This window comes from candidate division WOR-3 bacterium (genome assembly GCA_029858255.1).
Lineage (GTDB): Bacteria > Hydrothermota > Tepidihabitantia > SM23-42 > SM23-42 > SM23-42.
Genome location: JAOUFJ010000027.1, coordinates 22,040 through 35,511, shown reverse-complemented (window position 1 = coordinate 35,511; position 13,472 = coordinate 22,040). Strand labels below are relative to the sequence as shown.

Sequence of the window (13,472 nt, the reverse complement as noted above, 5' to 3'; positions counted from 1 at the left end):
ATGATCCCCTCCCATCAAAGGGAGGTGAATGAATAGTGAGTAGATCCCCTATCATTTACTAACCTGCCTCCCCTTGATGGGGGAGGATAAAGGTGGGGGTGAATGAATAATGAGTCGATCCCCTATCGCAAAGGAAGGGAATCAATAAGTAGGACGATTTCCTTCGATCAACGTTTGTTATATCTAGTATCTCCGAATCCGGAACAGCAAGAATCAGGAATCGAGTATCAAGTTCTCAGCGATACTAACGACATTAACGAGACCAACGAAAGTAGCGGTATTGGCGAAATTAACGAAACTAGCGAGACTAACGAGATTAGCGAAATTAACGAAAATAACGTTCTTGTATAAGTCGTCTTGACTTTCACTTCCCTGGAATTATAATAGTGTATGCCAACTTATGAGTTCAAATGCAAGAAGTGCGGAAAGGAATTCGAGGAATTCACCAGCATTTCGGGAAAGAGCAAGGTGAAGTGCCCCGAGTGCAAGAGTTCCTCACTCTGCCAGGTTTTCACCACCGTGCAGGTCAAAGGAGCCAAAGGCAGCTCTGGCTGTAATACCTGCAGTTCTTCGAGTTGCACCACCTGTGGAACACACAAGTAACGTACTCGTTGTTCGTAGATCGCATTCGTCTGCAATCATCATCTAAAGTTGAGCGGTAACGAAACCACAGTTGCCGGTGTCATTCTCCGGTTTAACCGGGGAATCCAGGACGGACGCATCACGCTATGCTAAGTCTGTCATTGCGAGGAGTGAAGCGACGCGGCAATCTCCTTGTTGAACTTCCTAATATATCTTCTCGACATGCTCGAAGAATAAGGTGGTTACTGTTCCTCTCACCGTGTTCGAGACAGGCGAGTAAGTGACGTAAGGAACGCATCGAGAATACACCTCCTACATCGTATCCATGTTCTGAGTGTTTCCAGCGGGATTGACGAAATTAGCGAGAATAACGAAATTAACGAACCAAACGAAACTAACGTCTTTTGTTAAATTCGCAATTCGCATTTCCAAATTCGAAATGTCATTGCATCTATGACAGCCGTGATGACATCTTGCGTTTGATACTGGATGGTATTTTAGTATTCATCTCAACGTGCTCACACTTATTAAATCTTGCGAAGTCATTTATCGCAGTGGCAAGGACTTTGAAAAATACATCCTGGTCATCAATATACTTTTCTATATGCAGGTTTTGAATCAACAGCACTTTACGTGAACGGTCAGCCTTTGGGTCGACCCTGCCCACGAGTTGATTGTGCCATAAGATCGGCAGACTGAAATATCCGTATTTCCTTTTTGGCTTTGGAACGTAGCACTCAAGACTATAATCGAAATCGAACAGCGCCTGGGTGCGGTCACGCAGGATGATTGTGTTGTCAAAAGGGGAGAGGAGGTGCACAAGATCATCGATGGACTCTGATTTGTGCGTTATTTTTTCTAAATCCCTTGTCAGCACATAATAAGGTTTACCTGACCCGGTGATTTCAATTTCATCTATTTCACCCCTCTCATGCATGCTGCTCAGCCATTTATTTAGTTTCCCGCTGATACCGATGTACCTGTTTATATCGCCGATCGTCGCGATACCGAGCGCACTGAGCGCCCTGCGGACGAAGAACTCCTTCTCCTCCAGTGCTGTAGGCATTGTATTATCCACGTGTTTTGGCAACACCCTTTCGGTCAGGTCGTAGACGCGTTGGAAATTACGGCGTTCCGTGATCATCAAATCGCCTCTCCAGAAGAGAACCTCGAGTGCCGATTTTGCCGGTTTCCAATCCCACCAGGGTCCGCGTTTCCTGTTTTCAACATCACCGAAGTCACTTGGTGCCAACGGGCCCTCTTTTTCTATCCGCCGCTTGACTTGTTTGACCAGATTCGGATTTTTCTTTGTCCATTGGTCAAACCAGGAACCGGGTTTGGGTTTCCTCTTTATCGCTGGTAGGTAATAACGGTAATCTTTCATGGGTACATAGGATGCGGCATGTGCCCAGTATTCGAATATCTTCCGGTCTTTTGCCTGTAGGTCATGGAGGAATGACTGTTTGTAGTCTGGTTGGCGCGTGTGTAGTACAAGATGATGTGAGCGCTCTACTACATTAATCGTATCTATTTGAACATACCCGAGATGTTCTATTATTCGCTGGGTACCGACTTTGCCTTTTGGGAATTTATTGCCTGTTAAGAGCTGCCTGCTGAGAAAGAAATTGCGGGCTTTTTCTTTTGACAGTGTTACTTTTTTATGCCGCCGTGCCATTTAGCAAGCAGTTCTTTCTCTTTGTCAGGTTTCAGACCGACCTTCATCTCGTAGTCGACCGGCCGAGTGGCGTGCCATGAAAGAGTATCCGTTATGGTTTCAGTTGATTTTCTGAATTTCAGGCCTGCACCCATTGCCTTTATGCAATTTACCTCAAATATGCCGCGCCAGTCTGTCGGCGTCCACATCGGTATGTGGCCGACTTCGTTGCTGGTGATGAATCCTTCACTGACCCAGGTCATAGATGCTTTGCTGTCGGTTTGTGTACTGCAAATCCCGAGGAATTCCTGCATACTAAATTTATCTGCCGGGCCAGTTGTGTTGTACGCTCCGCAACCACGTTTCTCTGACAAATGCAGAATGAAATCCGCAAGGTCTCGTGCATCAATGAACTGCACCTGCATGTCTGGGGGGGAGGGGCATAGGATTTCGCCTCCCCTTTGGACGCGCACTGGCCAGTATGTGAAACGGTCGGTCGGATCGTATGGTCCAACTATCAATCCACACCTTAGCAAAATTGAACTGTCAGGATAGACTTGTCTGATCACATTCTCGCACAACACCTTTAATGGTCCGTAGGTTTCACCGGTCACTTCCTCAACTGTCTCGTCCTTTATCTTGCCTAATGGAGATTCCTCATCAGTACCAGGTTTGCTGAAGTCGGCATAGACGTTCAATGTTGAGATGAAAACATACCTATCTACTGCATCTTTCAGCATCTCTGCAGACTTCCGGACCACACGTGGTACGTAACCGCATGTATCTACTACGATATCCCATTTGCGGCCTTTTAGCAGTTCCAGATCATTGTCCCGATCACCTGCTATTCTCTCAACATCAGGGAACAAGTCTGGGTTGGATTTGCCGCGATTGAAGAGCGTAAGATCATGCCCTTGTTTGGTAGCATTCTCTACCAATGTCCGGCCCACAAATCTTGTACCTCCAATGACTAATATTTTCATGTTTGTCCTATGGTTCCACAAATTCTCTAATCGGTCATTGCGAGTGCAGCACCATCATACCAGAGGTGCGACATGTGTGCAAAAAAAAGCGCGTTGTCGATGTAAATAAACTAAAAAAGTGCTGGACGCGGCAATCTCCTGATATTTCAAACAATCCAGAGATTGCTTCGGTCGCTTCACTCCCTCGCAATGACAATTTCAAAGATGCTATCAGTATATTTAACTCACCTGTGGTGTCAACCAGATGCGGTACGTTATTCTCGAGATTCCTGCCAGTTTTCTATTCCTTCTTTTACCAAAAAGACAACAATAACTAGCCCCACGATGGGATCGGCTTGCCAAAAACCGAAGAAGTAATTAGAACCTAAACCGATAAACAGTGCCACAGACAGAAACGCGCACGCCAGAGTTTCCTTGGAGTCGGCGATCAGGGCTTTGCTATTGATCTGCTTGCCGATGCGGTATTTCTGTACCATCAGCAGTGGCATGACAATTATCGAGACGATCGCGATAATTATTCCAGGCAAACTTGGTTCTGGTATCTCCTGACTTATCAATTTATTCAAAGATTCATACAAGACATAAGCGGCAAGGATGAAAAAAGTGGCCGCTACGAACATCTGCGCTCTTTTTTCTATCTTTTCCTCCTGCTCGGCCGAGATCTTGTCGTGTTTGCGCAAGCGCCATACAAGGACCATGCCAGACAGCGATTCAACAACACTATCAAGACCGAAACCGATTAAGGCGATACTATTGGCCATGCTGCCAAAAAGTATCGATACAACGGCTTCAAGTAAATTGTAGCCTACTGTAAAATATTCTAAGAATAAGGCTCTTTTGTATAACGTATTCATCTATTTTACGAAGAGCACTTTTTGAGTCGCGCTATGAGCACCTGCTTCGAGATTGATAAAGTAGACGCCATAAGGGAGAGGCATACCACGATCGTCACAGCCGTCCCACTGCACTGATATTTGATGACCGATGACAGATATCTGCCCGAAAAGGTCCCTTACTGCCCGACCGCTTGCATCGTAAACGCGCAATGTCTGTGTGCGGTGATCACTATCTGCACTCCCATCAGCAACTATGGACCATCTAATTGTCACTGAGTACCTAAAAGGATTGGGGGAGACCTCGAGATAATCGTGCTGCAGATTCCCTCCTTCATACTCTGCAATTCCGGTTCCACCTTCGTATGCTCTCACGTCTGTGCCAATGCCGCATACGATCAGGATACCGCCGTTGCCGATTGCCGGACCGCCGACATTGACATTCACGATCGGCACAGACCAGCGCAAGGTTAGGTTAGGATTAAGGGAATACAATGCGCCATTGGCAAAACCGCCATTTGTGACATATATTATCCCATCAGCGCCGATCGCCATTCGTGGTTGCGCAGGGTAGTCAAGCAGTATTTGTTGAGAAGTATCGATTACGGCACCGGTTGGATCGATGCGTATCACCTCGCCGTTTGTAGAATAACTGTAAACACTACCATCGGGTCCTACGCCAAAGGATGCAAATGGTACGTATCCGAGGGGTACGCTCCATATCTTCTCAAGCGCGGTGTCAATGTCAACAAAGGCAACGAGTGAATCGGTCACCGGATTATTCTGGGTTCGGGTTGCATACACAAGGCCGTTTGGTCCAACGAATGGCGAGACCTGTTGTGCCAACCCACCGCCGATGGCGTAGCTTGAGTAAAGAAAACCACCGGTAGTGATGTCAAAGACCGAGATCTTCGGTCCATAGCCACTTGCCTCCCACGCATAGACTGAATAGCCACTAACTGCGGCCTGACTGCCACCTGATGTGGGACTGTATCGTGTCGTCTTCCACATTGTCGTGCCGTCAGCAGCATTTATGCGCATGACGCTGCTGAAGTTACCGACGATCAAATCACCGTTCTCCGCGAAAGAAACACCTTCAGTCGTGCTTTCATCAACCAGGCTGTCTGAACGCCAGATGATCGATCCATCTGTAGTATCCAGGGCATACATGTATGAGGCATTGGTATTGCCGGCACGCGTCGCATATACCCTGCCATCGCGCATCGCAGAAACCCGATTTCTCCAGTCAGTATAAGGAAAATCAACCGGCAAATCAACGGTCCAGAGCGTATCTCCGGTCTGCAGGTCGTGAGCGACTATGAGCGTGCCGTGCAAAACGTCACTGAGGTTCTGGATCCGCGGCATAACAACAACATTACCTTCGATCACTGTTTGCTGCGCGATAACTGCAAATAAACCTCCCTGCCAGAGAATGTTTGGAGCGGTAGGACCGTATTCGCTCGAAAGGCTGTATCGTGCTGGTTTGCCGCCAACACCCACGGTCCAGTCATCTGCTGCAACCAGGTTTACTAACATGAAAAGGCATAACGTCAATGGATAAATTCTGTGTAATTTACGTAACTTATGGTTCTTCATAATATTCCTCCATTCGATTATAATCGTTCATACAAAAGAAGCAAGTAGCATGTATAAAAATATTCCGTGGTATTTGACTATTCTTACTTGAATCTATCGAATAGAGTAGCGAGCCTCTGCAGTTCACCCTCTGCATCCTGCATTAGCCTTTCGATTATTTCTCGAATAGGCTTTATCTCGTTTATCAAACCAACGCTCTGACCGGCCATCAGAGAACCAAAATCAACATCTCCATCGATCACGGCTTTGCGTAGACTACCCACCCAGAACTTCTCCACTTCATATTGAGCCTTGTCCCGGGTGATTTCCCCTTTTTCCAGCTGCTGCAATAGACTGTACTGCAATTTGCCGAATTCATCCGTAGCCCGGTTCTTGATCGCTCTGACCGCAACAACTGGTAGGCGCGAATCATACTGCGGAGTTGCCATCGCTTGCCGCGCCCGCGCGCGGATGAACGCCTCCTTGAATTTGGGATGGGCATTGCACTCATCGCTGCAGACGAATAACGAGCCAAACTGGCAGCCATAAGCGCCCATAAGCAGCAAATAAGCCATGAGACGACCATCTGCAAGACCACCGGCCACGAATATCGGAAAATCACGGAATTGGAACAGGACCTGCTGCAGCAGGATTATCAGAGACACGTAGCCGATGTGGCCGCCGGCTTCACTGCCCTCGAGGATCAATGCATCTACACCATAATCAATTTGCCTTGCGGCGATCGTTCGTTCAGACGCAAAAGACAGCGTCTTTATGCCCTGTTTTTTCATCTCTCGAATGTCTATTTTGCGGGGGAAGCTACCGGCAAATATGACATATTGGACGTTCTTATTTAGTATTAGGTCACAGTGTGCACGGTAATTGGGTGCTATCGTTATCAAATTGACTGCAAAAGGGGTCTTTAAGGTCTTCACACATGCGTCTATTTCATGTTCCAGCTCTTCTGGAGTCATGTTACCGGCTGCGATTACCGGAAACGCTCCGCAATCACTGACTGCCTTTGCCAGTTTATGGTCGCTGAGCCATGTCATTCCACCGGAAATTATTGGCTTTTTAACACCGAGAAATTCCTTGCCCTTCTGCCAGACCTTATCGAGCAGTACGAAACTATTCTGTGCCATGACCTTTCAACAATTCCTTTGCCTCTTCAAATCTTTCTTTTTCAACCATTAAGCGGACGGGTTTGTTCATAGTCGGGAATATCCTGCCTAATGCCTGTCCCTTGAAATAATACTTGATGTCCGCGTTCTTGAGTATGCTTTTGATGACCTCGATCTCGGTCGGGTCAGTGGTCTGTAGGATTTCTATAAACTCAATATCCTCGGTCATATGCACCTACAATAATAATATACGCTCAAGAATCCTAGTCAAGTGAGACGGGTGGTCATTTTCTTTGAATTTTCAATCAGCACGTGCTCCGCTTGACAATCGCAATTACTGCTTATATAATAATTTGTGAATCCATTGCGTAGCAGGGCTTTGTTGATATGTATAGGTATCTTTGTAATTGCCTTCAGCATACGTATAGCACATCTGGAATCAATCAAGAATAATCCCTTTTTCAACGATCCCATAATGGACGAGAAATATCATGACGAGTGGGGACAGGAAATAGCGGAAGGCAATATCTTCGGGAGAGCTCCATTCTATCGTGCTCCTGCGTATCCCTATTTCCTCGGGTTGACCTATGCTGTTTTTGGTCACGGATATTATATATCGAGACTAATCGGCACCATCATCGGTGCGCTTTCCTGCGTTATCATTTATCTCTTAGGTAGCATGCTCTTTTCTCGAAAGGTCGGCATCCTCGCCGCATTATTGGGATGTATGTATGGCATGTTCTTGTATTTTGATACCATGCTTTTGACGACCAATTTAGAGGTCTTTTTCTGCCTGCTTGCCTTCTTCTATACTGCAAAATGGATCAAAACCAAAATAAATCTGCATCTGATATTAGCCGGCATATTCTGGGGGTTAGCATCGGTAACGAGACCAAATTTTCTGATAATCATACCGGCTTTTGTGGTATTCATTTTCTGGCACTTAAAGAAATTGCCTTTAAAAGAACGCATGAAGCCTATTTGGCTGATGCTCGCTGGCTTACTACCGCTTCTGCTTATAGTAATGCTCATCAACATCGTAGCGGGTAATGACTTTGTAGTGGTCGCATGGAATGGTGGTATAAATTTCTTTCTCGGCAATAATCCATTGTCCAACGGATGGTCAGCGACTTCACCGGAGATCGATGCAACCTGGTGGGGCGGTTACAGGGATGCCATACTCATTGCCGAACGAGCACGTGGACACCAACTACTGCCTTCGCAGGTATCTAATTATTGGTTCGGACGCGGTATCGAGTACGTATTTGCACAACCTATCGCGTGGCTAGGATTAATGGTAAAAAAAACGTACTTGCTATGCAATTCCTTTGAACTCTCAAATAACCAATTTATTCAGACGTTGAAAGATTATTCTTTCCTGCTCAGGATTCCGTTCTTCAATTTCGGTTTGATACTGGCGTTGGCAATCTGGGGCTTTATTTGTTCGTTTGGCAAAAAGATCACTAGATTGACGCTGCTTTTCTTGCTGTTTTACGGATTCTCCATCGTTCTATTTTTTGTAACAGAACGGTACCGTGTACCTCTGGTACCATTTCTGTTAATATTTTCCGCCGTTACGATATTCTGGTTCATTCGCAATATCAGGAAGATACAAATCAAGAAGATCGTGCTGTCAATTGGTGCAATAGCAGTGATGACAATTTTCTTCAATACAGACCTCTACGGCACGCACATTGTGGATTACACCAGAGTGCATGTAAGTCTGGGAAATCGTTATTTCGCGGCTGGCGATTTCATCGAGGCATCTGAAGAATACAAAAAAGCGCTCTTACTTAACTTCCAGAGTACTGATGCAATGAACGCACTCGGCAACACCTATTTGTTGATGGAGAGGACGGATGACGCGAAAAAATTGTTTATGCGGTCTCTCGAATCCAGTGTTACCATCGATGCAATGTGCAAACTTGGAATAATACATCTTCAATCTGGAATTATGGATAGCGCGAAGATATACCTGACCGGCGCTGTTGCCCTTGATTCTCTTGACTCAGAGGTCAATTACTACACGGGAATGTATTATGCGTATAACAATCAGCCGCAATTGGCCATTGAATACCTGGAAAGATCCCTGCAAAATCTCCCAGATCCCGAGACTGTGGCGAACATCCACTATAATATTGCCAGACTGTATTCGAAACTAGGTAATCGAGAAAAAGCGAAATATCATTTACTCCAGGCCGGGTTCAAACCAAAAACAGAATAAAAACACGCTGACCGGCGAAGTACATTCCAGCGACAATCAAGTGCAATTTGTGCGACTTGACAATGATTGTCACGCAGGTATGCTTTACATCAGTAAATACTTTGTGGGGAGGTAAGATGAGAAAGTTATTTATCTTCATACTCCTGACCTCCATTGCGATATTCCTGATCAACTGTGGGGGAGAGGAAGAAGAAAACTACTACCCGCTTAGTATAGGGAATGAGTGGAACTACGAAGTCACGATGACCGTAGACATACCTGATACGTCATATACCTTTACAGGCGATAGTCAGGATCGTATTGTCGGTACAACACAACTTGCAGGAGGTATGAGTGTATTCGAATTTGCTACTGCAATTACCCTTAATGGATATTCTGGTAACGATACATTCTACATCCGTGGAACCGATACTGCCGTATACCTCTATGAAACCCTTGACGACACGTTACCGGATACTTATCTGGAATTCCCCATAGAAAATGGCCGTACATGGATCGTGAACTCAGCGGAGACTGCCGTCGTATTGGGCAGTATCGACATATCTGTGCCAGCAGGCACGTATAATGACTGTTGGGAAATCGCGTACATCGGTGAAGACGATACCATTTTTGTATATCTAGCCAACGGTATTGGCGAAGTTAAGGGGTACGCGATAGACGCCTACGCAGATACCACAGTTACGCTTTCATTAGAACTTGAAAGCGTAACTATTCAGTGAAGAGCACATGGTGAAATGTGACGCACTGCTAAGGGCGAGATTCACCATTCTACAATGCTTCAACAGATAAGCAGGTAGACAATGAGAGTCATAGTAGTATATTATTCTCAAACTGGGAATACGAAGAAAATTGCTCAAGCCATTTTCCAGGTGATAAAAACGAAGAAACACCTAAAAGAGGTAAAAGAAATAGACAGTCTCGAAGGCTATGATTTAGTATTCGTCGGTTTCCCGCTTCATTACGGTGGACCTGCCAAGCCTGCAAAGAATTTCCTGGAGAAACACGCTCAGGGCAAGAAAATCGCCCTATTCGTTACGCATTCGACGCGTGAAGATTCAAAAGGTCTTCAGAAGTGGTTGGCAAAATGCAAAAAGGTAGCACAGGAAGCAGAACTTGTTGGCTTTTTCAATTGTCAGGGGAATATTAATGTTATACGACTGAATCGGGCGAGTAGTTTCGCAAAAAGAGTAATGAAAAAGTTTGAATCCTAAACCCTGAGGGTGAGTGTCCTAAACAAAAAAATCACGACCTGAAGAACACTGTGTAATCATCCATCTAACTTGCAGACATGCCGCAGCTGACATATGCTACTTGTGTAGAGAACGAGCCATTTTTTTCCCAATTGCCTCTGCATTTCGAATCAATTTTATACTGGCCGAAGCGTCGCAACTCTCGGGAATCCCTCCAGCAACGATTCTGCCAACTAAATCCGCTTTCAGCACTCTGGTCAATATCTTCTCAAGATATTTGACAACAGGCTTAAGAGTTCGCGCCGCCGATCTGCCTGATTCGCCCCAGATAAAAACGACGGCTCCACGTTTTTTGCCCCTTATGCGCAGTTTGAAATCCTTGTCGTAGAAGGCGTAAAGACGATCGATGAAAATCTTTGTCTGTGCGGTTTCCTGCCAAAAATACGCCGGCGTTCCGAGCACAATGCCATCTGCTTTACGAAGTTTTCTATTAAGCATCTGCATATCGTCTTTCTGTATGCACCTTACGTGAGTTTTACAGTGATCACATGCCTGGCATGGATTTATTCTGCTCTTGTTAAGGTTTATCTTTTCAACTCTACAGCCTTCCTCTGCTGCTGCATCGAGTATTGAGGTCACCAGGAAATCAGTGTTCCCGTTTATTCGGGGGCTTCCGACAATACCTAATATATACTTCTTCTTTGCCATGCTACATCAACTATAACGCCATCATATGATTAGTCAACATATATCTTCATGTTATCCATATTTATTAACCTTGTTTGTATGCCAACCGGTGGATGGGGAAGAGATGGGTACGTAAGTACATGCTATCATCGCTTTAGACGTTGTATGCAACCGGGAAAGGAAGGTCTTCAAATTTCTTCCTAAGCGTTTCAACAAACTCCGGAGATAACGACTGCCCTCCATACTTGGCGTCGAATATATGATATTTGTGTGGATTGATATCAGTCATGTACTCCTTGAGTCCGTCAACGTTCTTTTCATTATCGTTTATTCCACTGAGAAATCTCGTCTCCGCTTCAAAAATACCATCGTACTCGGCCTTGAATTGCTTTAACCCGTCCATCACGTCTTGGATGGTTACGGACTTGTGGGGGCGATATATCTTTCTAAATTCTTCATCAATCACCGTGTTGAAATTACCCCAGACAATATCACATAGTACAACTTCTTTTCGAACTTCTTCTCTGTAAAGTAAAGAGAAGTTGCTGAAGACCATGGTTTTAATGTCAGGGAATTCGCCTTTTATCATCTCAACAAGTCTGCCGAATCCCGCATAGAGGGTCGGTTCTCCGCTGCCGGTCAGCATAATGTGCTGCGGCGCACTCTTTTCGTCTATATATGACTTGATTTCATTGAATACATCATTAGGAGGATGGAACTCGTCTCTTTTATCAGTCAGGATATTAGTTCTTCCTAAACCGCAGTTTATGCAGTCAAATGTGCATGTTTTCTTGGGACTGAAATCAATGCCCAACACATCTTTCAGACCGCGGAGGTCAGTTACATCTTTCACAAATTTATATGGCATTGTATCTCCTTTCGTCCAGTTATTTTATTGATATTTTTCAGCGGAGCAACAGCATTTTATGCGTTGCGACGACGCCGTCGCCGACGCGTAACTTGCAGAAATATACGCCACCCGGGATATTAGTGGCATCAAAATGCACTGAATATTCACCTGGTTCTTGAGACCTGCTGACCAGTGTTTGGATTTTTCTACCGAGTACATCATAAACTTCTATTGACAGGAAACCCGACTGCGATACCACGTAGGAAATCTTCGTTGTATTGCTGAACGGATTGGGAGTGTTCGTAACCATACGGTAACCAACCTGCGGTTGAGAACTTTCTGTCACACCCGGTTCCATCCCGATCTTTGCCAGCCAGAGGTCACCGCCTAGCATATAGCCAAGTAGACCCGACACTGCATAGCAGCCATCAGAAGTCTTTGTACAGCTCCAGCAATAATCGTTCAAAGCAAAATCATAGGTTCTCTCCCATAACAGAGTACCGTATGCATCCGTGCCGAATATCCACATATTACCATTGTGAATGTGAAACATGCAATTAGTATTCCCGAATAGAAAGAGACTGCCATCTGAAGCCACTTCAATTGCATTGATTACATCACTGAGAGAGTCGCCGTAACTATTCGTCCAAAGAACATTACCGGACAGGTCGGTCCTGACAACAAAGCCGTCAACACCAGCCAGCGGCATCGGACCGATATGACCGCCTATCACATATCCATCCGACAGAATCTGAATCGTCTTGCTAAATTCAAGGGAATCGACAGTGCCAATAGTTTTTGTCCAAATCGTGTCACCAACCGAGTCCGTTCTGACAAGGTAAATATCAGGTTGATCATTAGAAACACGGATTCCCGCCAGTATAAAGCCACCGTCGGCAGTCTGCCGCGCACAATTTCCATAACTGCCTGTCGCGTAAGTTTTGGTCCAAACGAGCTCACCAATAGGGTTGGTCTTCATGAGAAATGCACATTCTGTGGCTGATTGGGTGTATTCAAGGAAACAGGTCGGGGGATAGGATCGTCCGGAATTCATCGTTCCAGCCATAATATAACCTGAATCAGGTGTCTGCTCGACCCAGGTACAATAGTCGTGTCCAGAACCACCATAGGTTTGTGTCCAGATCGTATCGCCGTTCGAATCTGTCTTGATAAGCCATATGTCACTCTGGTTGTCAGAATTGGGATTGGGCCCGGTGATGAACAATGCGCGGCCACCAATAACATACCCGCCATCGAATGTCTGTTCGACTGAAAGCCCTTCGTCCATGAACTCTATTCCAAAACTATTCACCCATTGTATTTGGCCCAGTGAATCCGTTTTCAAAAGCAGCACATCAGCAGCAGAAACCATACCATTGGGTACACACGCACCTGTGATGATATAGCCACCATCGATCGTCTGTCGAATGCACTTCCCGTCATCGATATCTCCAGCAGGGGATATGCTGTGTATCCTAGACCAAAGCGTGTCCGGATATTGCGCAAAAGCCAGCACAAAACCCAGGCACAAGACTACTATCATTCGCAAAACAAATAACCGTTTACGTATCATATTGTTCTCCTTTTTTCTACTGGAACATTATAGCCGTGGCTATTACATAGCACTCACAAGATATGTCACATCTAATCTGCTCCGCAGATCAGATTAGATCGATTATGCCAATTTTCATTATTATCGCCAGAGCAAAGGACAATCGAGTATCCCACAGTCGCGGGACAATGATAAACACAAAGATTACAGCGATAAATAGA

Annotated in this window: 13 protein-coding genes; 4 read left to right on the top strand and 9 right to left on the bottom strand. The window is 45.4% G+C overall.

What is annotated here, in order from left to right; all coding sequences use genetic code 11:
- Positions 1-390 precede the first annotated feature (390 nt).
- A complete protein-coding gene (locus OEV79_10160) occupies positions 391-603 on the top strand; it encodes a zinc ribbon domain-containing protein (GenBank protein ID MDH4211794.1) in 213 nt (70 codons plus the stop codon).
- 430 nt (positions 604-1,033) lie between these two features.
- Here OEV79_10160 and OEV79_10155 read toward each other — a convergent pair whose 3' ends face one another.
- The 6 genes from OEV79_10155 to OEV79_10130 form a co-directional block, all read right to left on the bottom strand.
- Positions 1,034-2,257, bottom strand: coding sequence for a winged helix DNA-binding domain-containing protein (locus OEV79_10155; GenBank protein ID MDH4211793.1), 1,224 nt, complete (start codon positions 2,255-2,257; stop codon positions 1,034-1,036).
- Positions 2,233-3,219, bottom strand: a complete 987-nt coding sequence (locus OEV79_10150) for an NAD-dependent epimerase/dehydratase family protein (protein ID MDH4211792.1) — start codon at positions 3,217-3,219, stop codon at positions 2,233-2,235. The genes OEV79_10155 and OEV79_10150 overlap by 25 nt, the downstream gene beginning before the upstream one ends.
- Positions 3,220-3,473: 254 nt before the next feature.
- On the bottom strand, positions 3,474-4,073 hold the full coding sequence (locus tag OEV79_10145; protein MDH4211791.1) for a cation diffusion facilitator family transporter: 600 nt from the start codon (positions 4,071-4,073) through the stop codon (positions 3,474-3,476).
- Positions 4,074-5,648 (bottom strand): PQQ-binding-like beta-propeller repeat protein, encoded by a 1,575-nt coding sequence (locus OEV79_10140; GenBank protein MDH4211790.1) that lies wholly within the window; start codon positions 5,646-5,648, stop codon positions 4,074-4,076.
- An 83-nt stretch (positions 5,649-5,731) separates the two neighbouring features.
- Positions 5,732-6,769, bottom strand: coding sequence for a nitronate monooxygenase family protein (locus tag OEV79_10135; GenBank protein MDH4211789.1), 1,038 nt, complete (start codon positions 6,767-6,769; stop codon positions 5,732-5,734).
- Positions 6,756-6,977, bottom strand: a complete 222-nt coding sequence (locus OEV79_10130; GenBank protein MDH4211788.1) for a DUF2007 domain-containing protein — start codon at positions 6,975-6,977, stop codon at positions 6,756-6,758. The genes OEV79_10135 and OEV79_10130 overlap by 14 nt, the downstream gene beginning before the upstream one ends.
- A 126-nt stretch (positions 6,978-7,103) precedes the next feature.
- Between OEV79_10130 and OEV79_10125 the strand changes: the two genes are divergently transcribed.
- The 3 genes from OEV79_10125 (at position 7,104) to OEV79_10115 (ending at position 10,183) form a co-directional block, all read left to right on the top strand.
- Entirely contained in the window at positions 7,104-8,972 is a 1,869-nt protein-coding gene (locus tag OEV79_10125) for a glycosyltransferase family 39 protein (protein ID MDH4211787.1), read from the top strand.
- Positions 8,973-9,088: 116 nt separating this feature from the next.
- Positions 9,089-9,691, top strand: coding sequence for a hypothetical protein (locus tag OEV79_10120; protein MDH4211786.1), 603 nt, complete (start codon positions 9,089-9,091; stop codon positions 9,689-9,691).
- An 81-nt stretch (positions 9,692-9,772) separates the two neighbouring features.
- Positions 9,773-10,183 carry a flavodoxin family protein gene (locus OEV79_10115; protein ID MDH4211785.1) on the top strand — a complete coding sequence of 137 codons (411 nt, stop codon included), beginning with the start codon at positions 9,773-9,775 and terminating at the stop codon, positions 10,181-10,183.
- Positions 10,184-10,279: 96 nt separating this feature from the next.
- Here the strand turns inward: OEV79_10115 and OEV79_10110 are convergent, their stop codons facing one another.
- The 3 genes from OEV79_10110 to OEV79_10100 all read right to left on the bottom strand — a co-directional run bounded on the left by OEV79_10110 (position 10,280) and on the right by OEV79_10100 (position 13,272).
- Positions 10,280-10,870 carry a flavodoxin family protein gene (locus OEV79_10110; protein MDH4211784.1) on the bottom strand — a complete coding sequence of 197 codons (591 nt, stop codon included), beginning with the start codon at positions 10,868-10,870 and terminating at the stop codon, positions 10,280-10,282.
- Between the two features lie 133 nt (positions 10,871-11,003).
- The gene (locus tag OEV79_10105; protein MDH4211783.1) at positions 11,004-11,717 is read right to left on the bottom strand and encodes a radical SAM protein; all 714 of its coding nucleotides are present in this window, start codon (positions 11,715-11,717) and stop codon (positions 11,004-11,006) included.
- A gap of 37 nt (positions 11,718-11,754) precedes the next feature.
- Positions 11,755-13,272 (bottom strand): T9SS type A sorting domain-containing protein, encoded by a 1,518-nt coding sequence (locus OEV79_10100; protein ID MDH4211782.1) that lies wholly within the window; start codon positions 13,270-13,272, stop codon positions 11,755-11,757.
- Between the last annotated feature and the right edge of the window lie 200 nt (positions 13,273-13,472).

Bases quoted from the DNA above. Each gene is read 5' to 3' on its own strand.
- OEV79_10160 (MDH4211794.1), top strand. From the start codon at position 391: ATGCCAACTTATGAGTTCAAATGCAAGAAGTGCGGAAAGGAATTCGAG.
- OEV79_10155 (MDH4211793.1), bottom strand. From the start codon at position 2,257: ATGGCACGGCGGCATAAAAAAGTAACACTGTCAAAAGAAAAAGCCCGC.
- OEV79_10150 (MDH4211792.1), bottom strand. From the start codon at position 3,219: ATGAAAATATTAGTCATTGGAGGTACAAGATTTGTGGGCCGGACATTG.
- OEV79_10145 (MDH4211791.1), bottom strand. From the start codon at position 4,073: ATGAATACGTTATACAAAAGAGCCTTATTCTTAGAATATTTTACAGTA.
- OEV79_10140 (MDH4211790.1), bottom strand. From the start codon at position 5,648: ATGAAGAACCATAAGTTACGTAAATTACACAGAATTTATCCATTGACG.
- OEV79_10135 (MDH4211789.1), bottom strand. From the start codon at position 6,769: ATGGCACAGAATAGTTTCGTACTGCTCGATAAGGTCTGGCAGAAGGGC.
- OEV79_10130 (MDH4211788.1), bottom strand. From the start codon at position 6,977: ATGACCGAGGATATTGAGTTTATAGAAATCCTACAGACCACTGACCCG.
- OEV79_10120 (MDH4211786.1), top strand. From the start codon at position 9,089: ATGAGAAAGTTATTTATCTTCATACTCCTGACCTCCATTGCGATATTC.
- OEV79_10115 (MDH4211785.1), top strand. From the start codon at position 9,773: ATGAGAGTCATAGTAGTATATTATTCTCAAACTGGGAATACGAAGAAA.
- OEV79_10110 (MDH4211784.1), bottom strand. From the start codon at position 10,870: ATGGCAAAGAAGAAGTATATATTAGGTATTGTCGGAAGCCCCCGAATA.
- OEV79_10105 (MDH4211783.1), bottom strand. From the start codon at position 11,717: ATGCCATATAAATTTGTGAAAGATGTAACTGACCTCCGCGGTCTGAAA.
- OEV79_10100 (MDH4211782.1), bottom strand. From the start codon at position 13,272: ATGATACGTAAACGGTTATTTGTTTTGCGAATGATAGTAGTCTTGTGC.